This window comes from Chryseobacterium sp. 6424, from assembly GCF_003692615.1.
In the GTDB taxonomy this organism is placed as follows: Bacteria; Bacteroidota; Bacteroidia; order Flavobacteriales; family Weeksellaceae; genus Kaistella.
Genome location: NZ_CP023540.1, coordinates 602691 through 627570, shown reverse-complemented (window position 1 = coordinate 627570; position 24880 = coordinate 602691). Strand labels below are relative to the sequence as shown.

Here is a 24880-nt window from a genome sequence, read left to right as displayed (position 1 = left end):
GTAAGTGCTCGGTTTTCTCTTTGTGATGTTCTTACCGTTAATGTCAATGATCTTATGTCTTATTAATGTCCTGATGAACAGATATTGTTTTTGGCTCTATCTGTAACCTTTAAATCAGGCCGCTAATACTGTGGAGAATAAGGGAGTCGAACCCTTGACCTCCTGCGTGCAAGGCAGGCGCTCTAGCCAGCTGAGCTAATTCCCCGCTAGTTAGATTTTGAGAACCTAGAGCCTAGAGTCAAGACTTTAACAAATCTTGGTTCTTGGTTCTTGTATCTCCCAATCTTTTTAATTAGTAGTCTCGGGCAGGCTCGAACTGCCGACCTCTACATTATCAGTGTAGCGCTCTAACCAGCTGAGCTACGAGACTGTCTTGTTAAGACTTTTAGATTCAAGATGCTAGATACAAGACTTCTACTGTCTTGATTCTTGCCTCCTGGCTCTTGTATCTCCTCCCTAATACTAATTTTCTAGTGGGTGTATTTTTAAATATCAACCAAAAGTAAAAAACTAAAGCATCTTTAAGTAAAGTACAGCGATACGTAAAAGTATCTTTGTATTTGTTTAACGTCTATAAGACGCTCTAAAATGAGATGTTCCAGCCGCACCTTCCGGTACGGCTACCTTGTTACGACTTAGCCCTAGTTACTTGTTTTACCCTAGGCAGCTCCTTTTACGGTCACCGACTTCAGGTACCCCAAACTTCCATGGCTTGACGGGCGGTGTGTACAAGGCCCGGGAACGTATTCACCGCGCCATGGCTGATGCGCGATTACTAGCGATTCCAGCTTCATAGAGTCGAGTTGCAGACTCCAATCCGAACTGAGACCGGCTTTCGAGATTTGCATCACATCGCTGTGTAGCTGCCCTCTGTACCGGCCATTGTATTACGTGTGTGGCCCAAGACGTAAGGGCCGTGATGATTTGACGTCATCCCCACCTTCCTCTCTACTTGCGTAGGCAGTCTCACTAGAGTCCTCAACTGAATGTTAGCAACTAGTGACAGGGGTTGCGCTCGTTGCAGGACTTAACCTAACACCTCACGGCACGAGCTGACGACAACCATGCAGCACCTTGAAAATTGCCCGAAGGAGAATCTGTTTCCAGATCTGTCAATTCCCATTTAAGTCTTGGTAAGGTTCCTCGCGTATCATCGAATTAAACCACATAATCCACCGCTTGTGCGGGCCCCCGTCAATTCCTTTGAGTTTCATTCTTGCGAACGTACTCCCCAGGTGGCTAACTTATCACTTTCGCTTGGTCTCTGAACCCGAAGATCCAAAAACGAGTTAGCATCGTTTACGGCGTGGACTACCAGGGTATCTAATCCTGTTCGCTACCCACGCTTTCGTCCATCAGCGTCAGTTAAATCTTAGTGACCTGCCTTCGCAATTGGTGTTCTAAGTAATATCTATGCATTTCACCGCTACACTACTTATTCCAGCCACTTCAAATTTACTCAAGACCTGCAGTATCAATGGCAGTTTCATAGTTAAGCTATGAGATTTCACCACTGACTTACAGGCCCGCCTACGGACCCTTTAAACCCAATAAATCCGGATAACGCTTGCACCCTCCGTATTACCGCGGCTGCTGGCACGGAGTTAGCCGGTGCTTATTCGTACAGTACCTTCAGCTACTTACACGTAAGTAGGTTTATTCCTGTACAAAAGAAGTTTACAATCCATAGGACCGTCTTCCTTCACGCGGGATGGCTGGATCAGGCTCTCACCCATTGTCCAATATTCCTCACTGCTGCCTCCCGTAGGAGTCTGGTCCGTGTCTCAGTACCAGTGTGGGGGATCTCCCTCTCAGGACCCCTAAAGATCATCGACTTGGTGAGCCGTTACCTCACCAACTATCTAATCTTGCGCGTGCCCATCTCTATCCACCGGAGTTTTCAATAATAATTGATGCCAATCATTATATTATGGGGTGTTAATCTTCCTTTCGAAAGGCTATCCCCCAGATAAAGGCAGGTTGCACACGTGTTACGCACCCGTACGCCGCTCTCAAAGTCCCGAAGGACTTCTACCGCTCGGCTTGCATGTGTTAGGCCTCCCGCTAGCGTTCATCCTGAGCCAGGATCAAACTCTCCATTGTATGTTTGTTCTGACTCTACTTAAAGTATTGACGCTTTAGTTTTTCCTTACTTTTTTGGTTGTTATTTGTATGTCAATGATCTCTTTTCTTTTCGCTTACACCAGAACTTTTTATCTGTCGTTTGTTCTGATTTGCGAGTGCAAAAGTATAAACTATTTTTTAATTGACCAAATGTTTTGGAGAAAAATTTAAAACTTTTTTTCGTAAGCCTTATTCTCCACTGAATCCAATCCTTAATCTTCTACTCCGCTCCCCGCTTCTCTCGATTTGGGATTGCAAAGATACAACTAATCTTGAATCTGCAAAATGTTTTCTGAAGTTTTTTTTCAAGCATCTTTTAACGCCTTCCAAAAATCTATAAACAACTTCCGGTCTCTCTAATTCTACTACTGCGCTTCCCCTCATTTGGGACTGCAAAGATACGCCATTTATCTCCCATTCCAAATCATCAGACCATTATTTTCCCACTTATCCCACAACTCCCTGAACCAGAACAGGAAAAATTAACCACCCAACCTCGCAAACAAAAAAACCACCCGGAAAAGGTGGTTATTATGAGATAGTTCTTTTAAGTTTAATAAACATTAGATATCCTAGTAGAAAGCCTATGGTATCGGCTAACAGATCCAATGTTTCAAGTGAGCGGCCTAATCCCATCGTTCCCTGCAAAATTTCAGTTAGTAGCGAGTAGATAATCATCAGCTGAAAGAATGTCCAGAATTTTACCCTAGGGAATGCTGCACAAAAGCAGAATCCCAACATGGCAAATATGACTAAATGTAGAACCTTATCAATTCCGCTGAACATAAACGGATAGTCGGCGCTCTCTACGCTTGGGCGCAGCAACATATAGGTAAGAAATACCCAGTAAACCCACAGGATTTTCCTGAATATTCGGGAGATCTTATCCAAGTGACGCCTGATATTCCTCTGCAGTAATCAGTTCCCCAAGGTCTGCACCTTCGGCTACTTCCAGTTTAATGATCCACCCATTGCCATACGGATCGGTATTCAACAGTTCAGGCTGCCCTTCAAGTTCTTCATTAAATTCAATCACCTTTCCAGAAACTGGCAGATAAAGATCTGATACGGTTTTTACTGCCTCTACACTGCCAAATACATCGCCGGCGGAGAGCTCTTCGTCCACGGAATCTACATCAACAAAAACGATGTCCCCTAATTCGCCCTGCGCAAAGTCGGTAATGCCGATGGTGGCTACATTTCCTTCAATCCTGATCCATTCATGATCTTTGGTGTACTTTAATTCTGATGGTGTGTTCATTGTATAAATTTTATAATTCCAAAATTAACTAAAATTTACCATAGTGACGAAGAAATTTACAATTTCATTCAGCCCTAAATAAAAACCATACCCGCATGCAGCATCAATTTTATACCTTTGTAATACGTATGTTTTCTCAACGAACAATAATAGATATAGGATATGAATATACAAGATAAACTACAGACAGCACAGGCTACCTTTGAAGAGTGGCGAACTGTCGCTTTCAATGAAAAGCAAAACCTCATCGGCAAACTCGCTGATTTGCTGGATAAGAACAAAGAAAAATACGCTGAGAACATCACCAAGGAAATGAATAAACCGATCTCACAATCCATCTCCGAGGTCGAAAAGTGTGCCCTCATGGCGCGTTATTATGCAGATGCGCCAAATGTTTTACAGCCAGAAAAAATCTCAACAGAATATCGGGTATCAGAAGTACATTATATGCCCATGGGTGTCATTCTGGGAGTAATGCCCTGGAACTTCCCTTTCTGGCAAGTGCTTCGGTTTGCGGTTCCGGCCATTTTGGCGGGGAACACGGTGGTACTGAAGCATGCCTCCATTTGTTTTGGTACCGGCAGAATGATTGAAGAAGTATTTGCGGAAGCAGGTTTCCCGAAAGGCATCTTCCAGAATCTTGAAATTGGCCACAGTGAAGTAAAAGAGCTGCTTGCCCACCCTATCATCAAAGCGGTGAGTTTAACCGGCAGCGAAAAAGCCGGAGCAGAAGTGGCAGCGAATGCAGGCAAGAACATCAAAAAATCATTACTAGAACTTGGCGGTAGCGATGCTTTTATTGTTTTGGATGATGCTGATTTTAAAAAAGCCGCTAAAAGCGCAGCGAAAGCCAGATTACAAAACTGCGGACAGGCCTGTAATGCCGGAAAACGGTTTATCATACAGAAAAGCATCGAAGATGCGTTCATGCCTATTTTTAAAGAAGAATTTCAAAGGTATGTTGCAGGCGATCCTTTTAATAAAGATACCAACCTCAGCGGTATGGCACGTCCTGACCTTGCCGATGAACTACAGCAACAGTACGAAAAAGCTTTGGAAAACGGCGCCGAAGTTATTTTACCCCTCGAAAGACTCTCTGAAAACAGTTTCAAACCGGGACTTATCAAAGTTCAGGCTGGAAATCCCATCCTTCAGGAAGAACTCTTCGGGCCTTTAGGCATGGTGATGATCGCTGAAAATGACGAGGAAGCGCTACAACTGGCCAATGACATCCCGTTCGGGCTTGGTAATGCGGTATGGACGAAAGATGAAACCAGACAGGCCTACTTCGTAGAAAACCTACAATCCGGCACTGTAAGCCTAAATAAAGAAACCAGTTCGGATCCCAGGCTACCGTTTGGTGGCGCCAAAGCATCCGGTTATGGGACAGAACTTTCCCTGCACGCACTGAAAGAGTTTGTCACCGTAAAAACTGTAGTTGGAAACTAAATACATCCAAAATAAAGAGCGGACTATCCAAAGGGTAGTCCGCTTTTGTATGCTGTTATTTCTCGCTTTCTTTAACTTCACGCTTTAGCTGGGCTTTGTAGAGAGTGGCGTAATAGCCATTTTTATCAAGCAGTTCAAGGTGTTTGCCTTCTTCTACGATTCTCCCATGTTCCATCACGATAATTTTATCTGCCTTTTCAATGGTTGAAAGCCGGTGCGCAATGATGATCGACGTTCTTCCTTTGGTGATTTTTTCAGTCGCACGCTGGATTAGTTTTTCACTTTCATGATCAATGGAAGAAGTAGCCTCATCCAGAATTAAAATTTTAGGATCTGAAAGATAGGCACGTAAAAAGGAAAGCAGCTGCCGTTGGCCCAGCGAAATGGATGAGCCGCGCTCGCGCACCACATAGTCATAACCACCAGGAAGGCGCTCAATAAAATCATCTACTTCAATATCCTTAGCGACATTCTTTATCTTCTCTAGCGTAATGGAGTCGTCGCCGAATGAAAGATTCTCGAATATAGTCCCGTGGAACAGAAAAACATCCTGCAACACCACACCAATATGGCTTCGGAGGTTATATAATTCATACGCCTTCAGGTCTTGCCCATCCAGCAGGATTTTCCCTGAATTAATATCATACAGCCGGGTAATCAGGCTAATAATCGTAGATTTCCCGGCTCCGGTGGCCCCTACAATGGCTACGGTTTCACCCGGCTTTACTTTGAAACTGATACCTTTCAGGACTTCCTGTTTATCATCGTAAGAAAAATGCACATTGTGAAATTCGATGGCGCCTTCAAAATGGTCTTTCATTAATTTACCTTCATTTGGCAGCGCGAAATCCTCATCCATCACTCCTAAGACACGCTCTGCACCTACAATGCCACGCTGGATATTATTAAAGCGGTCGGCAATCTGCCTCAGTGGCCGGATGAGCATAGAGATATATTGGATAAATGCAATAACCACCCCAGCCGAAATAGTGATGTACCCGCCATAAAACAGGATGAAACCAATAAACAGCGACGAAATGAGTTCTACAACCGGAAAAAACAACGAAAAGATAAAAACTGTACGCAAAAGCGCGCCTTTCAGTGTGATATTAATGGAATCAAACTTCTTAAACTCCGCCTGTTGGCGATTGAATACCTGGATGATGGGCATCCCGCTAAGTCTTTCCTGTACGAAAGAGTTTTGGTTGGAGGTCCAGGTACGCTCGTCACCGAAAGCCTTGCGCAGCTTTTTCTGGAAAAAACGGGTAATAACCAGCATCAGCGGTAAAATAATCAATGTGATGTAACTTAAGTGCACATCTACCTGAAACATCATGATTAATACAAAAACAATCCTCAAGATGTCACCGAAAACCATTAGAAAACCGTCTGTATAAACCGTTGCAATGGTTTCTACATCGCCTACCGCGCGCGTCACCAACTGCCCGATAGCAGTTTTATCAAAAAACGAAGTGCGGAAATAAATCAATTTATGGTACAAACGCTCGCGGATGTCGCGGATAACATTCTGTGAAATAAAATTAGAGAAGTACACCAGAAAGAAATTCAGGATCGTTTCGCCAAATACCAGCCCAATCAAGATGTATATATGCCGCATCATCTGCTCCCGGTCGCCCAGCCTAATGATATCAGTATCCACAATCTGCATCGTGAGATAAGGCCGGTAGGTGGAAATCACCGAAAGTATCACCGAGATGAGGAGTGTAAAAACAAACCATGACCGGAATTTCATGCCGATGGTAAACAGCCTTTTAATAATATCCCACGTTGATTGTTTCTTCATGTTCTGTTTTAAAAATCCTACAAAAATAGGGAAAAGTTTATTGCTGCCCGGTAAAACGCCAGTGCCTTCAACTAAAACTCATACCCAACATCTACCAAAAACAGGCCTTGTGCAGGTGCAGAAGTACCAGCGGCATTTCGGTTCTTTGCTTCAATTATCCTTCTGAGGTCACTGGGTGGTATTTTCCCGTTTCCTATTTCTACCATCGTACCAACGATTGACCGTACCATATTCCGAAGAAAGCGATCGGCGGAGATGGTAAATTTCAGTTCGGCACCATTTTGTTGCCAGCAAGCTTTATAGATTTTACAGAGGTTGGTCTTATTATCCGTATGCAGTTTTGCGAAGCTTGTAAAGTCATTATATTCGAAAAGGATTTGGCAGGCTTCATTCATTTTTCCTACCTCCAGCGTGCGCTTCCACATCTGCCAGGCCGCATCTTGCGTGAAGGGGTTCTTCTCCTGAGAAATATAATATTCATAAGTTCGGTAGGTCGCATCAAAACGGGCATGAAAATCATCTTTCACCTTAAAAATGCGTTTCACTGAGATATCAGGTGGCAAAAAACTGTTGAGCCGGTATGGCAGCTGCGCATCAAGATCGTGCCCATAATCAAAGTGCGCGAAGATCTTTTTCGCATGTACGCCCGTATCGGTACGGCCTGCACCAGTGGTTTTAATCTCTTCTCGCAGGATGGTGGAAAGTGCTTTCTCAAGCTCCTCTTGCACCGTAATTTCATTAGGCTGAATCTGGTAACCGAAATAATTTTTACCGCTGTAAGAAAATTCAATGAAATATCGCATACGTGCAAATTTCTGTATTTTTATTAAGAATTGAAGAAAAAAAAGTAATTTGCTGACTTATGAAAAAGATCCTGCTGCTCTCCGACACACATTCATACCTGGATGACCGAATACTGGATTACGCCAAGAACGCCGATGAAATCTGGCATTGCGGAGATTTTGGGAATCCCTCAGTGGTCGAAACATTGGGGCAAATCACTACGCTGCGCGGGGTGTACGGGAATATTGACGGCAGCGAAATCCGTAAAATCTTCCCTGAGGTGTTGCGCTTTCGCTGCGAAGAAACGGAGGTGATGATGATACATATCGGCGGTTATCCTGGCCGCTACAGTCCGCTCGCCAAAAAAGAAATCGTAGGAAAGGCTCCTAAACTTTTCATTACAGGTCATTCGCACATCCTAAAAGCGATGTATGATGAGAAAAACCAACTGCTTCACCTGAATCCCGGCGCTTGTGGGAAAGAAGGTTGGCATAAGATGCGGACGATGCTGCGGTTCGAGATCAACTGTGACCGAGTTGAAAATCTAGAGGTTATAGAATTGGGGAAGAAATGATCACTCACCCTTCAGTCTGCTGTAAATATTATGCACCAGCCCATCTGCTACTGAGATTTTCGGTACGTAGATCTCATCTATGTCGCCCCACTTCATCACATTATTAAAGATTTCGAGGGCCGGCACCAGCACATCCGCGCGGTCTTCCCGCAGGTTATATTTGCTCATCCGTTCGGCGATGGTAAGTTCGCTGAGTTCTTTGTGATACTTTTTCAACAGGTCGGCAGACATCGGTTTTCCGTCTTTGGTCTTGCTCATGGAGAATATTTTGTTGATATTCCCACCCGAACCTATCGCCACCACCGAATTTTTGCTGTGTATGTGTTTTCGTATCTCCTCTTTCAGCTCCTTCCAATCATCATCGCTTACCAAACCATTAAGCAACCTGATGGTACCGATGTTAAAGGAATGTTTGTAGCTCATCTCACCATTTTCATAATAAGTAAGTTCGGTAGAGCCGCCGCCCACATCAATGTACAGATAAGCTGCCTCTTTCCCCAGCCCCTCAGCGATGTGGTTTTCATAAATAAGCGTGGCTTCTTCATCACCGCTAATGATTTCAATATCGATTCCTGAGGTATTTTTAACTTCAGAAATAATCTCGTTACCGTTCCTGGCATCACGCATCGCGCTGGTAGCACAGGCGCGGTAATGCTCCACCTGATAGATTTTCATCATATCGGCGAAGATTTTCATGGTGTTAACCATCATTTCCCGGCGTTCCGTGCCTATTTCTCCTTTCGCAAAAACGTCCATACCAAGGCGCAGCGGTATTCTCAAAAGATTGAGTTTGGTGAATACCGGCTTGCCTTCCTGAAGTTCCGTAACCTCATTGATGAGCAGCCTGGCCGCATTACTTCCGATATCTATAGCCGCAATTTTCATGACATTAAAGGTAAGAAGCGTCAAACGAGAATGGCAGTAAATCGCGTATGGAACGTGTTTTATAAATCTCGCCATCTAACGAAGCGAAATAGATCTCAATAGTTTCGGCCTGTTTCGATTCATATTCCAGGATAGATTGCCGACACGACCCACAAGGTGGAATTGGGGTGGAACTGATGGCGTCTTTAGGAGCACCGATGACGAAAAGTTTCTTTATCTTGACATCCGGATAATTGGCCCCAACCCAAAAAATAGTCGTTCGCTCAGCACAAAGCCCTGAAGGATATGCGGCATTTTCCTGATTGCTGCCCGTTACGATTTCCCCGTTTTCCAGCAACATGGCACACCCCACTTGGAAGTTTGAATAAGGTGCGTACGCGATTTCACGGATTTTCTTAGCCGCATCAAACAACTTTTTCTCCGTTTCATCCAGTGCGGCATAATTCGGTATCGTATTGAAAATAATCTTTAATTCTTTTTGCATTTCGAAAAATTGGGGAGTAAATATACTTCTTTTTATCGGATTCTCGCTTTAAAAGCCATCAAAACGATAACGCCTGATGATTATCATCTTTTACCGGAATTTTAACAACTTTTAATGTTTATTTGGTTTAATAATTGATTCGGCTAGGCGGTCTTTTCCGCTTATTTCATGTTGATTATGATGGCATTAAAGACTCTTTTTCCGGTTAAAACACCATTATTAACCATATAAACCAATCACAAAATGGACGCAAACAAAAACAAAACGACAGACGAATCTAAGGATTCGGCCATGAATCTTCAGCAGCTCTTCATTGATGGGCTTAAAGACATTTATTACGCAGAAAATGCCCTTACAAAAGCACTGCCCGAAATGTATGAAAAAGCCACCAGCCAAAAACTGAAAACCGCTATAAAAGATCACATCGCGCAAACCCAGATGCAGGTGCTGCGGCTGGAGAAAGCTTTTGAAGCGATGGGAATGAAAGCCGAAGGTAAAAAGTGCCTGGCCATAGAAGGCATCTTGGCGGAAGGGCGCGACTGTGTGGCAAGTGCCGAACCGGGCCCGGTACGTGATGCCGCCATCATCGGAAGCTCACAAAAGGTTGAACATTACGAGATCGCTTCTTACGGCACCCTAGCTGCGCATGCTAAAGTACTAAACGAACGAGAAGTGCTGGATCTGCTGTTGCGTACCCTGGGTGAAGAAAAAAAATCCGACTGTCTGCTGACCATCATCGCAGATACCGAACTGAATTCACAGGCAGCTGGTGGCATGCATCAGTCTAAAGACTTCAAGGCCGTTTAACCTTACAACAAGCACTTAACATTATGAAAGTAAACGAACAGGAACCATTTGATAATGGTGCCAACCCCAAAATAGAACAGCTCGGCAAATATAAGAACAGTGATCACGGAGAATTTATGACCACCAATCACGGCGTAAAGATCAACGATGACCAAAACTCACTGCTTGGCGGAGAGCGCGGCCCGTCCCTTCTTGAAGATTTTATCTTTCGGGAAAAGATGACGCATTTTGACCATGAACGTATTCCCGAAAGAATTGTACATGCGCGTGGCTCTGCAGCCCACGGCTACTTCCAGCTGTACAAATCAATGGAAAAATATACCAAAGCGAAATTCCTGAACGACACCAGCATCAAAACGCCTGTTTTTGTACGCTTTTCTACAGTGCAAGGCAGCCGTGGTTCTACTGATTTACCACGCGACATCCGTGGATTTGCTGTAAAATTCTATACCCAGGAAGGTAATTATGACCTTGTAGGCAACAATACACCTGTATTTTTTATCCAAGACGCGATTAAGTTTCCTGATTTGGTACACGCCTTAAAACCTGAGCCAGATAATGAAATCCCTCAGGCTGCCTCCGCACATGATACTTTCTGGGATTTTATTTCACTAATGCCAGAAGCCATGCATAATATCATGTGGCTGATGAGCGACCGCGCGATACCAAGAACGTATCGCGCAATGGAAGGTTTTGGTATTCATACCTTCCGTTTCATCAATGAGCAGGGCGAGTCGCATTTTGTACGTTTCCACTGGAAGCCTTTGCAGGGTGTACTTGGATTAGCCTGGGATGAAGCACAAAGACTTGCGGGTAAAGACACCGATTTCCACCGCAGAGATTTGTGGGATGCCATAGAAAACGGGATGTATCCTGAATGGGAGCTTGGCGTACAGATTATTCCGCAGGAAGATGAACATAAATTTCCGTTCGATCTATTAGATGCTACCAAAATGATTCCGGAAGAGATGGTACCGGTAGAAATCATCGGTAAAATGACGCTAGACCGCAATCCGGATAACTTCTTTGCAGAAACAGAACAGGTCGCCTTCCACCCCGGCCATATCGTTCCCGGTATTGATTTTACGAATGACCCGTTACTGCAAGGACGTCTTTTCTCCTATACAGATACTCAGCTTTTAAGATTAGGTGGACCTAACTTCCATGAAATCCCTATTAACCGCTCCATTCCGGATGTTACCAATAACCAGCGCGATGGGATGCACCGCATGCAGATCCCCAAAGGCAAAGTATCATACCATCCAAATTCGATGGCGCAGGGCTGTCCATTCCAGGCCATGATTAAGGAAGGTGGATTTGCTTCTTTTGAGGAACGCATTGATTCAAGAAAAATCCGTAACCGCAGCAAAAGCTTCTTCGACCATTTCAGTCAGCCTACCTTATTTTACAACAGTTTGACGGATCATGAAAAGCGCCATGTACAAAACGCGTTTTCATTTGAGTTAGGTAAGGTGAAGCTTGTGCCCATCCGTCAGCGTATGGTAAATATGTTGCTGGAGGTAGATCAGGAACTTGCCAATAAAGTGGGTGACCATCTGGGACTGGTACCTGAAAGATTACCACAACCAATCACCGACAGCATTCCGGCAGATGGTAAACTCGAGGATTATCACTCATTCCGCGCAGAGTTGCCGATAACCGAAGCCCCATCTGTAAGTATGGCCAATAAACTTCCCACCAACATCAAAGCCAGAAGAATCGCTATCTTAACCGCGGATGGTGTTGAAGACGAAGCCTTTACACGGGTGAAAAAAGTACTTTGTGAAATGGATGCGCTTGTACAGATTATCGCGCCACGACACGGTTTTGTAACGACTGCTTCCGGTGACCAATATCCTGTGGATGACAGTTTACTTACTGCTTCATCAGTAATGTTCGATGCAGTGTACGTTCCGGGGGGTGACAGCGTTCGCACTTTAATGGAACATGCCGGCGCGAAACACTTCGTAGCAGAAGCATATAAGCACTGTAAACCACTTGCAGCGAATGATAACGGAACCGATCTATTACAAAAAGCCATTCCTAACCTCACGATTCCTGCCGATGGAATTGTGACGGATGGAGATCTGGATCTTTTTGCAGGTTCTATTATCCTTCACCGATTCTGGGATCGTGAAATGAATCCACTACCAGTATAAATATTCTTCTATATACAAGAAATAGGTTTCCTATGTGGAGACCTATTTTTTTATTTATGAATTAAACCTCCCTTTAATTCATTAATTTTGGCATCAGAAATAATTTAATATGCTTTACACACCCATAAAATTCAGAAATTTAGAACTCAAAAACCGTTGGGTAATGTCCCCAATGTGTATGTACTCCTGCGAAAACGGACTCGCAAACGATTTCCATCTGTTGCACTATGGCAGCCGCGCCCAGGGCGGAACCGGACTTATCATTGTTGAGGCCACCGGCGTTGTTCTGGAAGGCAGGATTACCAGCAAGTGCATGGGTATTTGGAATGATGAGCAGGCGCAACAGTTAAAAAAAGTTGTTGATATCGTTCATGGTCAGTCGGAAAGTAAGATCGGCATTCAGCTGGCGCACGCAGGAAGAAAAGCTTCCACCTGGAACGGAAAGCAGACCTCAGTGGAAGAAGATGGCTGGGAAACCGTAGCACCTTCGCCGATTCCGTTCCTTGAATCTGAAAGAATTCCACATGAACTTTCAACTGATGAAATCAAAGATTTGGTTAAAAGTTTCAAAGCTGCTGCACAAAGATCGCTTGAGGCGGGTTTTGATTTAATTGAAATCCATGCCGCACACGGTTATTTAATTCACCAATTCCTGTCGCCGTTATCAAACATAAGAACCGACGAGTATGGCGGAAGTTTTGAAAACAGAACCCGTTTACTGCTCGAAATCGTAGAAGCGGTGAATGAGCTTCTGGATGAAAACCATCCATTGTTTGTAAGAATTTCAGGAACCGAGTATACGGAAGGCGGCTGGAATATTAAAGACAGTGTAAAATTGGCCAAAATTTTAAAAGAAAAAGGCGTCGACCTCATCGATGTTTCAAGTGGAGGAAACATTCACGGCGCGAAAATCAATTTGTTTGACGGCTATCAGGTTCCGTTAGCTGCGGCCGTTAAGAAAGATGCCGGAATTGCCACCGGCGCAGTTGGTTTAATCAAAACCGCGAAGCAAGCAGAGGAAATCTTTCAGAATCAGCAGGCGGATTTAATTTTTGTCGCGCGCGAAATTCTCAGAAATCCTTACCTGCCGGTTCGGGGTTCCTTTAAAAACCATGATCACTGCTTTTTCCCGCCGCAATATGAAAGAGCCCGACCTTAACACCACATACCAATAATAGAAAAGCCAACTGTCGCAGTTGGCTATAGTTACCCCCGAAAATCGGACAGTAAGTTTAGTTGAAAAAAAACAATTAAATTTACGATATGTCACAGCGAAGAAAATTCAATTCAGGATTTAAATTTAAAGTAGTGGTGGAAGCTTTGAGCGAGCGATACACTATGCAGGAACTCGGCCGAAAGCACGATCTGCACCCCAACCAGATCTCTTCATGGAAGAAAGAGTTCCTGCAAAAATGCGCCGATGTTTTTGGTAAGGAGGCTGCTGCAGAAGATAAAAAAGAGGATGTCGACAAGCTTTATAAGGTTATCGGTCAGCAGAAAATGGAGATTGATTTTTTAAAAAAAGCCTTGTCATGAAACAGTGCCGCCGAGCCCGTAAAGCTCATATTGACAAGGCCAATGCACTTAGCGTCACGAAACAGTGCGAAGTATTGCAGATATCGCGCAGCTCCCACTATTACAGGAAAGTTCCGCAGAGTAACCTGAACCTGAATCTGATGCGGCTGATCGATGAAGAGTTCCTGAACCGTCCCTGGAAAGGAGTTCCCAGAATGACCAACTGGCTACAGCAGGATATGGGGTATGCTATCAACAAAAAGCGTGTGGAAAGGCTTTACCGGGTGATGGGTCTGAGTGCTTCGGCACCTGGCCCTGCTACTTCAAAAAAAGGAAAAGGCAAAAAACACAAGATCTTCCCATACCTTTTGAGAAATTTAAACATTACGGCTTCCAATCAGGTTTGGGCGATGGATATCACCTATATTCCTGTCCAGGGCGGCTATCTTTATCTTTGTGCGGTAATCGATCTGTACAGCAGGTTTGTGGTAGGATGGAGCCTGAGCAACACGATGACTTCGGAATGGTGCCGCGATACCGTGGAGACGGCCATTGGAAAATACGGCAAGCCTGAAATCTTCAATACCGATCAGGGCAGTCAGTTCACTGCAGATCTCTTCACCGAATTTATCACCAAACAGGGAATAGCCCTAAGCATGGATGGCAAAGGACGGGCGTTGGATAATATTTTTATTGAAAGACTCTGGCGAAGTGTGAAATACGAGAATGTTTATCTGTATGCTTATCAGGATGGACGAGCGTGCTATGACGGCCTGAAACAGTATTTTCAATATTACAACATGGAGAGACGACATCAGAGCCTTGCATACGAAGTGCCCGCGCAAGTCTATAACCGTACAAAAAAGGAAGCAGCATAAATGAACTTTCACACAGTTTTACACATTCCCACACTACACGGAAAAATCTTTGAAGGGATTTTTCCTATGTGGAAATTTGCAAAACTGCTACCCTTAAAAACAAATAAAATCAAACTTAACTTTTAAGATTTACTGTCCAAACTTTGGGGGTAACTATATTAGCATCAACTATGAAAATGCAAATTCTTTTCTAGATATTTGCGTGTTCTCCAAAACAAAAATTTCATCCGCGATTTTTGCCACATCTTCAGAATGGTGACTAATGATAAAAATTACTGAATCCTTTTTCAGTTTTTTAATAAGGTCATAAATAAAATTTCGGTTTATCAAATCCAAAGAAGAAGTCGGCTCATCCAAAATTAAAAATTTTGGATTGTGATACAAAGCTCGCATCCATCCCAATAATTGTTTTTGTCCGCCAGATAAATTAATTCCTTCTTCGCCAACCACAGTTATAACTCCTTGTGGCAAAGAATTAATGAACTTATCAAAACCTAATGATACTATATTTTGCAACTTGTTTTCATCAATTTTATCATCCAAAATAATATTCTCCAAAACATTTCCATTAAAAAGTTGAATACTTTGAGGAACAACACTTATTAAATTTCGCCAATTTTCTAAAGAGACATTTTGCAAATCAATTTTGTCAATTATGGTTATTTTTCCACTTTCAGTAAAATAGTTTTTTTGCAAAATTTCTGTAAGGGTTGTTTTTCCACTTCCGCTTTCTCCTAGAAGACAAACAACTTTACCTTTTTCAAGTTTCGAAGAAACATTATTCAAAAGCCGGCTTCCTCCATTAAATCTAAAATCTATATTCGTTATTTCAACAGAATTGAGTTCAGTAATTGTTTCGCCTTCTGTTTTTTCTTTTTCTAAAGATGAATATTCGAACATTCTGTCAAATGCTACTCGTGCTTCTTGAATGGGAATGCTTGCCAGGGCTAAGTTGGTAATCGAACCCAAAAGAGAACTTGCAATGCCTATAATTGCCATCAGTTCTCCTACCATCGTTTCGCCAATTAAAACATTGTAAGAAGAAAAAGCCAAAATGCCCAGTAGAATAAAGACTAAAGCAATTCCCGAATACAAAGTAATTTTCAAGTTGAGTTTACCTAATTCAAAAATTTTATTCTGAAAATTCTCATAAAAGACTTCGTTTCTTTTGAGAAAAGATTTTGTTTAGAGAATCCTTTTACTACGTCAATTCCTCTAATGCTGTCAATGTAATTTGCTTCATTTCCACTATAAGCCTCCATAACATTTCTTTGGGATTCAATAATTCTTTTGTTAAACCTAAAAATCAAGTAGAAAACCAAAGGCGAAACCAACAAGCAAAACAAAGCCAGTTTCCAGGAATAGTAAAATAAAAAACCAATAGAAATCAGAACGCCCAAAACATCCGTTGCGGTATTAGTTATTAAAATTCTAATAACATTCTGTATTCTTTGGGTATCGTTGAGTCTTGCTACAAAATCACCAACTTTTCGGGTATCAAAAAATAATTTGGGCAAATGAAGCAACGATGAATAAAACTTATGGTTTATCCGCTGATTAAATGCCTTGCTTTGTTTTATGATATACAATTCTCGTAAGGCCTGGATTCCAACTCTGCCGAGAAGCAAAAAGCCAAGAAACGCGATGCTCAGCATCAAAACGTTGATTTTTCTTTTAGGTAAAATATCATCAATTAACTTTTGTGAAAAGATAGACATTGCCATTCCCAAAAGTGTAAACATAGCACCAAGAACGATAATTGTATAAACCGCTTCTTTATCTTTGCTAAGGAGCTCCTTCAGCCATTTTATCTTTTTTTTCTTGGTTTCGGAAACCTTTACAAAGTTTTCCTTTGGTTTCAGGGTAAGACAGGTTTTAGATTTCCAAACCTCCTCTAAGTATTCTAGCGACCAGATTTCTATTCCTTTGGCAGGATTACCAATAAGAAATTGATTATTTTGAGAATTAATTGTGTGATAGCAGACCACATAATGTTCGTGTTTATTTTCTAAGATTACGTGTAAAATAACAGGCTCGCCGTGTTCTATCAAAGCGTTTAAATCCGCTTCGCAGCCTTCGGCTTCAAAACCTATCTCATTAGCACATTGGTAAAGCCCTAAAAGTGTGGTTCCTGTTTTTGCCGTGCCACTCTTTTCCCTTAAAGTTTCTAAAGACACATCACCGCCGTAGTAACGCATCAAAGATTGCAGGCATCCCACACCGCAATCCGTTAAATCTTTTTGAAGCGAAAAAGTTTTTAGGATAAGCTTTCTATTTTCCATCAAAATCCGCTAAAACTTTTTCAATTTTTGTTGCTCCCGTGCTTCGGTGAACCAATTTATTCTCTGCATTGTACCCAAGAAAATAAGGAATTCCTGTCATCGCAAATTTTAGATAAACTTCGGCTTTGGGATCGTTGCACCATTTTATATTTTCGGCTTTATCCAAATGATATTTTTGCGCAAATTGCTGTATTTCCATTAAAGGTTTATCGGTAAACATAATCCAATTGATGTCTTTATGTTTTTCATTAATCTGTGATAGTTCATGCATTTCCATTTGACAATACTCACATTCGGGATTAAAATACACCAATACTTTATTTCCTTCGGGAATATTTTTCTCTGTTAAGGTAGTTCCGTTAATGTCCTGAACAGAAAAAGCAGGAATATTTTGCAAACCTTCCACATTCTTCTTTTTGTTTTGAAAACCTATGAACAAATAAATCATCATTCCTATAAAAACGACAGGAATAATAATTGCAAATATCTTAAGTGCTTTTTTGTTCATCATCAGTATTGCGCATTTAGAATTAAAAAACTCACCACTCCAACCCAAAATAGCAACCCTATCCCATAAGTTAAAGCAACCAATCCAAAGGATTTTCCAAACTTCACTTTATTGTCAGATAATTCGGTAATTCCCCAAGCTAAAAACCCCCAATAAAAAAGTTCAAAAAGATTAACCAATTGTAAAGGGTAGGCCAACCATTTCTCAGTAGATAGATATTCTCTTAGATTAATAAGCGAAATGGGGTAATAAGTCTGCAAATCTTCCAAATTATAATCGGTTTGTAACCAGTAGAAATTTACAAACTTATATAAACCCGCAATAACGAAGACAAATTCAGCCAAAAGGACAATAAAAATAAAATCTGAAAATTTAATTTTTTCCAAGCTGGTCAAATCAAAAAGCTGGATAAAGTTTAGGCAAAATGCCACTAATAAAACCTTTATCCCTATAAGCAAAGGCGTTACCGCATAAGAAACCCACCACCATTTTTTTTGGCTTTCCATATAGTTTTGTACCACTTGACTGGGATAGTCTTGAGAAAGAAAATCGAAAATTTTGCTGTCAGTTGCAATGAAATGTCTATCAAGATAAGTTAAGATAATATAACATAAGACGACAGCTAAATATAGTTTCCCCCAAAGTTTGGACAGTAAATCTTAAAAGTTAAGTTTGATTTTATTTGTTTTTAAGGGTAGCAGTTTTGCAAATTTCCACATAGGAAAAATCCCTTCAAAGATTTTTCCGTGTAGTGTGGGAATGTGTAAAACTGTGTGAAAGTTCATTTATGCTGCTTCCTTTTTTGTACGGTCGTAGACTTCCGCAGGTACTTCGTATGCAAGACTTTGATGCCTTCTCTCGTTGTTGTAATATTGAAAATACTGTTTCAGGCCGCCGTAGCACGCTCGTCCATCCTGATAAGCATATAGGTATACATTCTCGTATTTCACACTTCGCCAGAGTCTTTCAATAAAAATATTATCCAGAGCGCGTCCTTTGCCGTCCATGCTTAGGGCTATTCCCTGTTTGGTAATAAATTCTGTGAAGAGATCTGCAGTGAACTGACTGCCCTGATCGGTATTGAAGATTTCAGGCTTGCCGTATTTTCCAATGGCCGTCTCCACGGTATCGCGGCACCATTCGGAAGTCATCGTGTTGCTCAGGCTCCATCCTACCACAAACCTGCTGTACAGATCGATTACCGCACAAAGATAAAGATAGCCGCCCTGCACAGGAATATAGGTGATATCCATTGCCCAAACTTGATTGGAAGCCGTAATGTTTAAATTTCTCAAAAGATATGGGAAGATCTTGTGTTTCTTGCCTTTGCCTTTTTTGGAGGTGGCAGGGCCAGGTGCCGAAGCACTCAGACCCATCACCCGGTAAAGCCTTTCCACACGCTTTTTGTTGATGGTATACCCCATATCCTGCTGTAGCCAGTTGGTCATCCTGGGAACTCCTTTCCAGGGACGGTTCAGGAACTCTTCATCGATCAGCCGCATCAGATTCAGGTTCAGACTGCTTTGCGGAACTTTCCTGTAATAATGGGAGCTGCGCGATATCTGCAACACCTCACACTGCTTTTTAACGCTGAGCGCATTGGCCTTGTCAATATGAGCTTTACGGGCTCGGCGGCACTGTTTCATGACAAGGCTTTTTTTAAAAAATCAATCTCCATTTTCTGCTGACCGATAACCTTATAAAGCTTGTCGACATCCTCTTTTTTATCTTCTGCAGCAGCCTCCTTACCAAAAACATCGGCGCATTTTTGCAAGAACTCTTTCTTCCATGAAGAGATCTGGTTGGGGTGCAGATCGTGCTTTCGGCCGAGTTCCTGCATAGTGTATCGCTCGCTCAAAGCTTCCACCACTACTTTAAATTTAAATCCTGAATTGAATTTTCTTCGCTGTGACATATCGTAAATTTAATTGTTTTTTTTCAACTAAACTTACTGTCCGATTTTCGGGGGTAACTATAAAATATATAATAAAATTTTTCATAAAGAAAAAGTTGTCAACTATTGACAACTTACTTTTTTTGTAAAAAAAAATGAGTTATTTATTTCTTTTTGACAAATAAAAAATATCAATTGTAGCAATAATTGCAATCAGTATATAAATAAGTTTTATATACTTAGGCACATCAATGACTTTCAAAAAATCGAGCACCATAATAAGTAATGAAATAACGTAAAATACAATTACAATAATTCTTACCATATTAAAGAAATTAAAAAAACCATTCCAAAGCACAAGCAGCATCTATAGCTAATACAACAGCACCAACTGTTGCACCGACTGGTGGAGCAGCAATTAATCCAATTTTGACAGCAACTGCAACACCAACTTGACCTGCTGCAAAACCAGCACAAAATGAACTAAAACCCGACTCACCATTAATTGATTCCATCTGTTGTAAAGATAATGTTTTCATAATAATTTATTTTGAATTAGCAATTACACAACCATATATTCCCCCAGCTAAAGCCCAAGCCCCAACACCTCCAGTAGCTAGTGTCAAAGCAGTGCCCGCACCTACTATCCACCAAAATGTATCTTCAGAACAATTTACAGAACCCTGCAAATTTTCCATTTGAATTAAATTTAACTTTTTCATAAAATTAAGTTTTTAAATTAATAAATTTTGTGATATAAAAAACACTTTGTTTTTATTGTTGCTAAAATGAGAAGAAATTTTTATCCATTCTATTCCATTTGGAATAATCTGAATATATCCTTCATTTTTTAATTTGTATAACACATCGAAAATATTTATTTTCGGATTATCGTAAAATTTATTAAATCTTTAGCATGTATGTATACAAGATACTTTAACAAAGATTTTGCACTAACTGAAAATAAATGATAATGAGCAGTATGGATATTGGATTCAAAATAAAAAAAATAAGAGAAAGCAAAATGATATCACAAGAACAATTAGCTGACACGCTAAACATCTTCCAAAGTAAACTCTCTAAAATAGAGAATGGTAGAATTAAGAAAATAGATTTTGTGCTTATGCAAAAATCTGTACTCAATTCAATATTACTCCAAGTGAATTTATAGAAAAATGTATTGAGAAAAAGCACTATTAAACAAATGTTTTACTGTATAATAACAGAACACCTTAAGATTTAAAATCTCTTTCAATATTTATATTCCCTGTCGCCTTCTAGAACTAGCTGAAGTTTATTTTACTGTATTATTTGACCTATCACGAGTACTCAAATTTTCTAATGACTTCCAAAGTTCTCTCAATTTCTTTTTGTTTGATCGCATCGGAGATAAACCACGTTTCATAGCCGCTTGGTGGAAGGTAAATTCCGTTTTTAAGCAGAAAATGAAAGAAATTATTAAACAGCGCGTGATTGGCCTGCGCCGCTTCATCAAAATTCGAAACAGATCTGATGTGGAAAAAGATACTCATCATCGAGCCTTTTCTGTTGATCCGATGCTGAATGTTCTTTGAATTCAATATTTTTCCGATTTCAAAATCGAGGGTTTCAGTGGTTTTATTGATGTTTCGGTAGAAGTTTTCATCTTTTCTGATGAGCTCCAGAGTGGTGAGTCCGGCACGCATCGCCAACGGATTTCCGCTTAATGTACCGGCCTGATACACCGCACCTTTCGGCGCCAGATGATCCATAATCTCGTTCCTACCTGCAAAAGCACCCACCGGCAGGCCGCCACCGATGACTTTTCCGTAAGTTACCAAATCGGCTTTCACATTGTAAACTTCCTGCGCGCCACCGAATCCAAGTCGGAAACCTGTCATCACTTCATCAAAAATCAGCAACGCGCCATTCTCGTCGCAAAGTCTTCTTAAATTCTGCAGGAAATTGTTTTCCGGCAATACGCAGCCCATGTTTCCGGCCACGGGTTCTACGATCACTGCAGCGATTTGCCCTTCATTATGTCTGAACAGATCCGCCACTTGCTCAATATCATTATATCTCGCGAGCAACGTATCTTTCGCGGTTCCGGCGGTTACTCCGGGCGAATTTGGGTTGCCAAACGTAGCCGCACCACTTCCGGCTTTAATTAAAAATGAATCGGAGTGCCCATGATAGCAACCTTCAAACTTGATGAATTTATCCCTGCCCGTAAAGCCTCTGGCCAGGCGAATTGCGCTCATACACGCTTCAGTGCCGGAAGAAACCATCCGGATCTGGTCGATATTCGGAACGTTTTCAACGATAAGTTTTGCGATTTCGGTCTCAAGTTCAGAAGGAGTTCCGTAGGAAAATCCGTTTTCAGCCTGTTTCTTGATGGATTCCAAAACCTCGGGATGCGTGTGTCCCAAAATCGCGGGACCCCACGAATTGATGTAATCGATATAGGTATTATCGTCGGCATCGGTCATGTAGGCGCCTTTGGCAGATTTCATGAAAATGGGCACGCCACCAACGGATTTGAATGCGCGTACCGGCGAATTTACACCGCCCGGGATATATTTGTATGCCTCATCGAACAAGGCCGAACTTCTTTGATATAACATTAGGGTATTATTTGTTTGTTAGCTGCGCGGTTTGCGGTCCTTCAGGTAAATAAGTTGGCCGCTTTTGGGCTGTTCGCCGTAGGCCATGCGGTTTTTATCGTACAGTTTGCTGAGTCTGATGCCGAATTTCTGAGAGATCTCGTGCATGGATTCGCCAACTTTTGTTTTGTATGTGGCCACATTTCCGCTAGAGGCTTTTCCTTCGAGGAAAATCACGTCGTTCTTACGGAGGCTGGTTCCGTCGAGTTCATTCCACCGCATCAGTTTGCTCTCGGAGATCCCGAATTTTTGTGAGATCACGCTCAATTCTACATCATCAGGAATGATGACGAATTTCTTGCCTCCGTTCGGGTGGTTTTTTACCAGCAGCGTATTCAGTACTTCCGCACGGGTCTTTATTTTCTCTACTTTTTGCTGTTGCTTAGCGTAAGATGTCTGTTCGTAAGGTACCGTAACTGTGATGGGTTTCGAGGAAGCTTTGCTCTGATCAAGTTTCGCCATGAAGATTTTATCGTCGCGAAGGGCTGGGTACAGTTTCAGCACGGTGTAAAGGACTTCCTTTGAATTGGTATTATCGAATTCATAGAGTCTGTTTTTCTCGATCTTATCGATCAGGATGTACGCGTAACGGGGATTGGTGGCATAGCCTGCTTTTTTCAGACCGTGCGCCCAAGCCTTGTAATCCTTGATATCGAGCTTGAAAAGGTTGGTATAATATTTTCGGTAGGCCAGGAACTTGGAGTGGTCTTCATAGGACTCCCGCGGATCATTGTACACCCGGAAGCACTCATTCGGTGCGTCATCCGTATGTTTCATGGTTTTTCCCGTCCAATCTTCCTTACATTTGATCCCGAAATGATTGTTGCCTTGCTGCGCGAGCCGGCTTTGTCCGCCGCCGGTTTCTAAAAGTCCCTGAGCAAGCGTGATAGAGGCCGGAATTTTATATTTTTCCATTTCCTCTACGGCATAGGCTGCAAATCTTTGGATGTACTGTTCATCATTTTTCCACTTTTGTGCGTGTATTTTTGCTAAAATAATTAAGGAAAATAACAGGATTGTCTTCTTCATACATATTTAATTTTAGTAAGTACCGAAGTTGATCTGCGGTCGGTTGGCTGCCGCCAGGCGTTGGTTGGCACCGGCAATCCCCTGTAGGCCACCGGTATGAAATGCCAGCACTTTACTGCCATCCGGGAAAAAACCGCTGTGTGCCAAACTGCATATCTTCATCATCATCTTACCGGTGTAAACAGGATCGAGCGGCACTTGGTGCTTTTGATAAAACGTATTGATAAAACGGATATTTTCATCGGTTATTTTACCATACGCCCCAAGATGCGCTTCTATAAGCTCCACATTTTTTCTGCCCGAAAGCAAAGTTATGGTTTCTGCGAGTGATGTATCATTTACTGCGGTAAAACCCAGTACCTGCTGATGATCCAGCGCAAATTTCGAGATGCCTGCCACTGTGCCGCCTGTGCCTACCGGAGCGCAAAGATAATCAAAACTTTTTGTTTGTTCGCCGAGCATGTGCTGTATGCCCTTTACAGCCAAAGTGTTGGTGCCGCCCTCGGGAATCAGCAGCGCGTGCGGGAATTCTTCTTGAAGTTGCTGCGACAGCGTTCCCTTGTTTCTGTAAACATCGCGAGTGACGAACCGAAAACGCATCCCGTTATGGGCAGCGGTGTTCAGCGTTTGGTTTTGTTGCCATTTATCGTGAAGCTCTTCCCCACGGATGATGCCTAAAGTGGGAATGTTCAACTGTCGGCCCACTGCGGCTATTGCGGCAATATGGTTCGAGAAAGCGCCACCGAATGTAACCAAAAAAGGATTGTATGGCTTTTTTTCCAGATAAGTATTGAGGTTGCAAAACAGTTTCCAGTATTTATTGCCTGAGATTTCGGGATGAATTAGGTCTTCCCTTTTGATGAAGAGGCGGATTTTATTACCAGTCGGTATCTCTATAACAGGAATTTGAATATCAGGAATCTGCATAAGGAAACTCAACAATACGGGTTGGATGGTATCTTGTTTTGGGTTAGTGACGTAACGGTGTGCTTCAGGAAACACTCCCTGAATAATCTTTTAAAATACGTTTGATGTTCTCAGGTAAGATCTTCGATCTGCGCGTCTGGGGCATTTTTCCTTACACTTTCAATCCCATTGTCGCGGGATTGGGCAGAGGCATACATTTCGCTCGTGGCCAATGGCTGGTGATTACCTGCCACTTGTGTAAAGTATGGTTGGTGTCTTACAGAATCCAGCTTTTTGAAAGAATCATCCCCTAGGTTTTTCTTACTGCTTTCGATACTGGCACGGCAGTTTTGCTTTGTAGTAAAGGTTTCGCTCGTCAGCAGGGGTTCGCCATTCCCGGCTTTCAAGACCCAACGGAATTCGTTGTCCGAAGTTTTTGTCATTACGTATTTTGCCATCTTTTCAGGATTTTAAAAGATAAAGGTACATATAATTCAGGATTCGTTCCGGCATGTTCCTATATTTTAACTTGAATTTAATGCTATTTCCGCCTGAATTTCAGGAAACTCCACCATTTTCTGGTTTTCAGATAATCCAGATTTTTTTCCATCGCATAGGCTTCACGTTCAAATGAAATGGCTTTATAGGCTTCATAGGGATTTTTCAGTTTGAGATACCAGTAATAATATTCCACCACATATATGATGTAAAAGAAAACCACCAAAAGTTCCAGCTGCTGCCGCAGGTGGATTCTTTCGTGGTTGATGAGGACAGCATCCTGCCGCAATGCAGGCCGGCGCAGGATGATTAGCGGAAAAAGGGTGATCGCTGAAATTTTTGTATTTTTGAGGAGTAACTGCCAGACAACAACCATTTCACAAAGATAAAATATTTGG

The 24880-nt window shown here is 42.0% G+C and carries 27 protein-coding genes, 2 tRNA genes and 1 rRNA gene; 8 read left to right on the top strand and 22 right to left on the bottom strand.

Features of this window, described 5'->3' with window-relative positions:
* Positions 1-131: 131 nt before the first annotated feature.
* The 5 genes from CO230_RS02935 to gcvH form a co-directional block, all read right to left on the bottom strand.
* Positions 132-205, bottom strand: a tRNA-Ala gene (locus tag CO230_RS02935).
* A gap of 91 nt (positions 206-296) precedes the next feature.
* A tRNA-Ile gene (locus CO230_RS02930) sits at positions 297-370 on the bottom strand.
* Between the two features lie 216 nt (positions 371-586).
* Positions 587-2103, bottom strand: a 16S ribosomal RNA gene (locus CO230_RS02925).
* 552 nt (positions 2104-2655) lie between these two features.
* The gene (locus CO230_RS02920) at positions 2656-3015 is read right to left on the bottom strand and encodes a VanZ family protein (RefSeq protein WP_122027232.1); all 360 of its coding nucleotides are present in this window, start codon (positions 3013-3015) and stop codon (positions 2656-2658) included.
* Positions 3008-3385 (bottom strand): glycine cleavage system protein GcvH, encoded by a 378-nt coding sequence (gene gcvH, locus CO230_RS02915; protein WP_122027231.1) that lies wholly within the window; start codon positions 3383-3385, stop codon positions 3008-3010. Before gcvH ends, CO230_RS02920 begins: the two co-directional genes overlap by 8 nt.
* A gap of 162 nt (positions 3386-3547) precedes the next feature.
* Between gcvH and CO230_RS02910 the strand changes: the two genes are divergently transcribed.
* Complete coding sequence (locus tag CO230_RS02910) at positions 3548-4834, top strand: aldehyde dehydrogenase family protein (RefSeq protein ID WP_122027230.1); 1287 nt, start codon at positions 3548-3550, stop codon at positions 4832-4834.
* A 55-nt stretch (positions 4835-4889) separates the two neighbouring features.
* On the opposite strand, the gene CO230_RS02905 is transcribed toward CO230_RS02910, so the two are convergent.
* Together CO230_RS02905 and truA are read right to left on the bottom strand one after the other, a co-directional pair.
* Positions 4890-6638 carry an ABC transporter ATP-binding protein gene (locus tag CO230_RS02905; protein WP_122027229.1) on the bottom strand — a complete coding sequence of 583 codons (1749 nt, stop codon included), beginning with the start codon at positions 6636-6638 and terminating at the stop codon, positions 4890-4892.
* Between the two features lie 71 nt (positions 6639-6709).
* Positions 6710-7441 (bottom strand): tRNA pseudouridine(38-40) synthase TruA, encoded by a 732-nt coding sequence (gene truA / locus CO230_RS02900; RefSeq protein WP_122027228.1) that lies wholly within the window; start codon positions 7439-7441, stop codon positions 6710-6712.
* A 59-nt stretch (positions 7442-7500) separates the two neighbouring features.
* Here truA and CO230_RS02895 point away from each other — a divergent pair, with 59 nt between their 5' ends.
* The gene (locus tag CO230_RS02895; RefSeq protein ID WP_122027227.1) at positions 7501-7995 is read left to right on the top strand and encodes a metallophosphoesterase family protein; all 495 of its coding nucleotides are present in this window, start codon (positions 7501-7503) and stop codon (positions 7993-7995) included.
* On the opposite strand, the gene CO230_RS02890 is transcribed toward CO230_RS02895, so the two are convergent.
* Both CO230_RS02890 and cdd read right to left on the bottom strand, forming a co-directional pair.
* Positions 7996-8880, bottom strand: coding sequence for an exopolyphosphatase (locus CO230_RS02890; RefSeq protein WP_122027226.1), 885 nt, complete (start codon positions 8878-8880; stop codon positions 7996-7998).
* A 4-nt stretch (positions 8881-8884) separates the two neighbouring features.
* On the bottom strand, positions 8885-9364 hold the full coding sequence (gene cdd, locus CO230_RS02885) for a cytidine deaminase (RefSeq protein ID WP_122027225.1): 480 nt from the start codon (positions 9362-9364) through the stop codon (positions 8885-8887).
* Positions 9365-9607: 243 nt separating this feature from the next.
* Between cdd and CO230_RS02880 the strand changes: the two genes are divergently transcribed.
* The 5 genes from CO230_RS02880 (at position 9608) to CO230_RS02860 (ending at position 14723) form a co-directional block, all read left to right on the top strand.
* Positions 9608-10171, top strand: a complete 564-nt coding sequence (locus tag CO230_RS02880; protein WP_122027224.1) for a ferritin-like domain-containing protein — start codon at positions 9608-9610, stop codon at positions 10169-10171.
* A 23-nt stretch (positions 10172-10194) separates the two neighbouring features.
* The gene (locus CO230_RS02875; protein ID WP_122027223.1) at positions 10195-12330 is read left to right on the top strand and encodes a catalase; all 2136 of its coding nucleotides are present in this window, start codon (positions 10195-10197) and stop codon (positions 12328-12330) included.
* Positions 12331-12439: 109 nt separating this feature from the next.
* The gene (gene namA, locus CO230_RS02870) at positions 12440-13489 is read left to right on the top strand and encodes an NADPH dehydrogenase NamA (protein WP_122027222.1); all 1050 of its coding nucleotides are present in this window, start codon (positions 12440-12442) and stop codon (positions 13487-13489) included.
* A 104-nt stretch (positions 13490-13593) separates the two neighbouring features.
* Entirely contained in the window at positions 13594-13866 is a 273-nt protein-coding gene (locus CO230_RS02865) for a transposase (RefSeq protein ID WP_122027215.1), read from the top strand.
* Positions 13863-14723 (top strand): IS3 family transposase, encoded by an 861-nt coding sequence (locus CO230_RS02860; protein ID WP_122027221.1) that lies wholly within the window; start codon positions 13863-13865, stop codon positions 14721-14723. The genes CO230_RS02865 and CO230_RS02860 overlap by 4 nt, the downstream gene beginning before the upstream one ends.
* Before the next feature lie 168 nt (positions 14724-14891).
* Here CO230_RS02860 and CO230_RS02855 read toward each other — a convergent pair whose 3' ends face one another.
* The 8 genes from CO230_RS02855 to CO230_RS12155 all read right to left on the bottom strand — a co-directional run bounded on the left by CO230_RS02855 (position 14892) and on the right by CO230_RS12155 (position 20129).
* A complete protein-coding gene (locus CO230_RS02855; protein WP_122027220.1) occupies positions 14892-15830 on the bottom strand; it encodes an ABC transporter ATP-binding protein in 939 nt (312 codons plus the stop codon).
* An 11-nt stretch (positions 15831-15841) separates the two neighbouring features.
* The gene (locus tag CO230_RS02850; protein ID WP_122027219.1) at positions 15842-17005 is read right to left on the bottom strand and encodes an ABC transporter transmembrane domain-containing protein; all 1164 of its coding nucleotides are present in this window, start codon (positions 17003-17005) and stop codon (positions 15842-15844) included.
* Positions 16995-17516, bottom strand: coding sequence for a TlpA family protein disulfide reductase (locus CO230_RS02845; protein ID WP_122027218.1), 522 nt, complete (start codon positions 17514-17516; stop codon positions 16995-16997). The genes CO230_RS02850 and CO230_RS02845 overlap by 11 nt, the downstream gene beginning before the upstream one ends.
* On the bottom strand, positions 17516-18019 hold the full coding sequence (locus CO230_RS02840; RefSeq protein WP_122027217.1) for a hypothetical protein: 504 nt from the start codon (positions 18017-18019) through the stop codon (positions 17516-17518). Before CO230_RS02840 ends, CO230_RS02845 begins: the two co-directional genes overlap by 1 nt.
* 279 nt (positions 18020-18298) lie before the next feature.
* Positions 18299-19159, bottom strand: a complete 861-nt coding sequence (locus CO230_RS02835) for an IS3 family transposase (RefSeq protein ID WP_122027216.1) — start codon at positions 19157-19159, stop codon at positions 18299-18301.
* Positions 19156-19428, bottom strand: a complete 273-nt coding sequence (locus tag CO230_RS02830) for a transposase (protein ID WP_122027215.1) — start codon at positions 19426-19428, stop codon at positions 19156-19158. The genes CO230_RS02835 and CO230_RS02830 overlap by 4 nt, the downstream gene beginning before the upstream one ends.
* Positions 19429-19742: 314 nt before the next feature.
* Positions 19743-19946, bottom strand: a complete 204-nt coding sequence (locus CO230_RS02825) for a hypothetical protein (protein ID WP_162989963.1) — start codon at positions 19944-19946, stop codon at positions 19743-19745.
* A gap of 6 nt (positions 19947-19952) precedes the next feature.
* Positions 19953-20129 (bottom strand): hypothetical protein, encoded by a 177-nt coding sequence (locus CO230_RS12155; RefSeq protein WP_162989962.1) that lies wholly within the window; start codon positions 20127-20129, stop codon positions 19953-19955.
* Positions 20130-20374: 245 nt separating this feature from the next.
* On the opposite strand from CO230_RS12155, the gene CO230_RS12615 reads away from it, so the two are divergent.
* A complete protein-coding gene (locus CO230_RS12615; RefSeq protein WP_410492862.1) occupies positions 20375-20578 on the top strand; it encodes a helix-turn-helix domain-containing protein in 204 nt (67 codons plus the stop codon).
* Between the two features lie 148 nt (positions 20579-20726).
* On the opposite strand, the gene hemL is transcribed toward CO230_RS12615, so the two are convergent.
* The 5 genes from hemL to CO230_RS02795 form a co-directional block, all read right to left on the bottom strand.
* Positions 20727-22010 (bottom strand): glutamate-1-semialdehyde 2,1-aminomutase, encoded by a 1284-nt coding sequence (gene hemL, locus CO230_RS02815; protein WP_122027213.1) that lies wholly within the window; start codon positions 22008-22010, stop codon positions 20727-20729.
* Between the two features lie 18 nt (positions 22011-22028).
* Positions 22029-23078 (bottom strand): glucosaminidase domain-containing protein, encoded by a 1050-nt coding sequence (locus CO230_RS02810; protein WP_122027212.1) that lies wholly within the window; start codon positions 23076-23078, stop codon positions 22029-22031.
* Positions 23079-23090: 12 nt separating this feature from the next.
* Entirely contained in the window at positions 23091-24005 is a 915-nt protein-coding gene (locus CO230_RS02805; RefSeq protein WP_122028867.1) for a 1-aminocyclopropane-1-carboxylate deaminase/D-cysteine desulfhydrase, read from the bottom strand.
* Positions 24006-24115: 110 nt separating this feature from the next.
* On the bottom strand, positions 24116-24442 hold the full coding sequence (locus tag CO230_RS02800; protein WP_122027211.1) for a YegP family protein: 327 nt from the start codon (positions 24440-24442) through the stop codon (positions 24116-24118).
* A gap of 83 nt (positions 24443-24525) precedes the next feature.
* Positions 24526-24858 carry a hypothetical protein gene (locus CO230_RS02795; protein WP_122027210.1) on the bottom strand — a complete coding sequence of 111 codons (333 nt, stop codon included), beginning with the start codon at positions 24856-24858 and terminating at the stop codon, positions 24526-24528.
* Between the last annotated feature and the right edge of the window lie 22 nt (positions 24859-24880).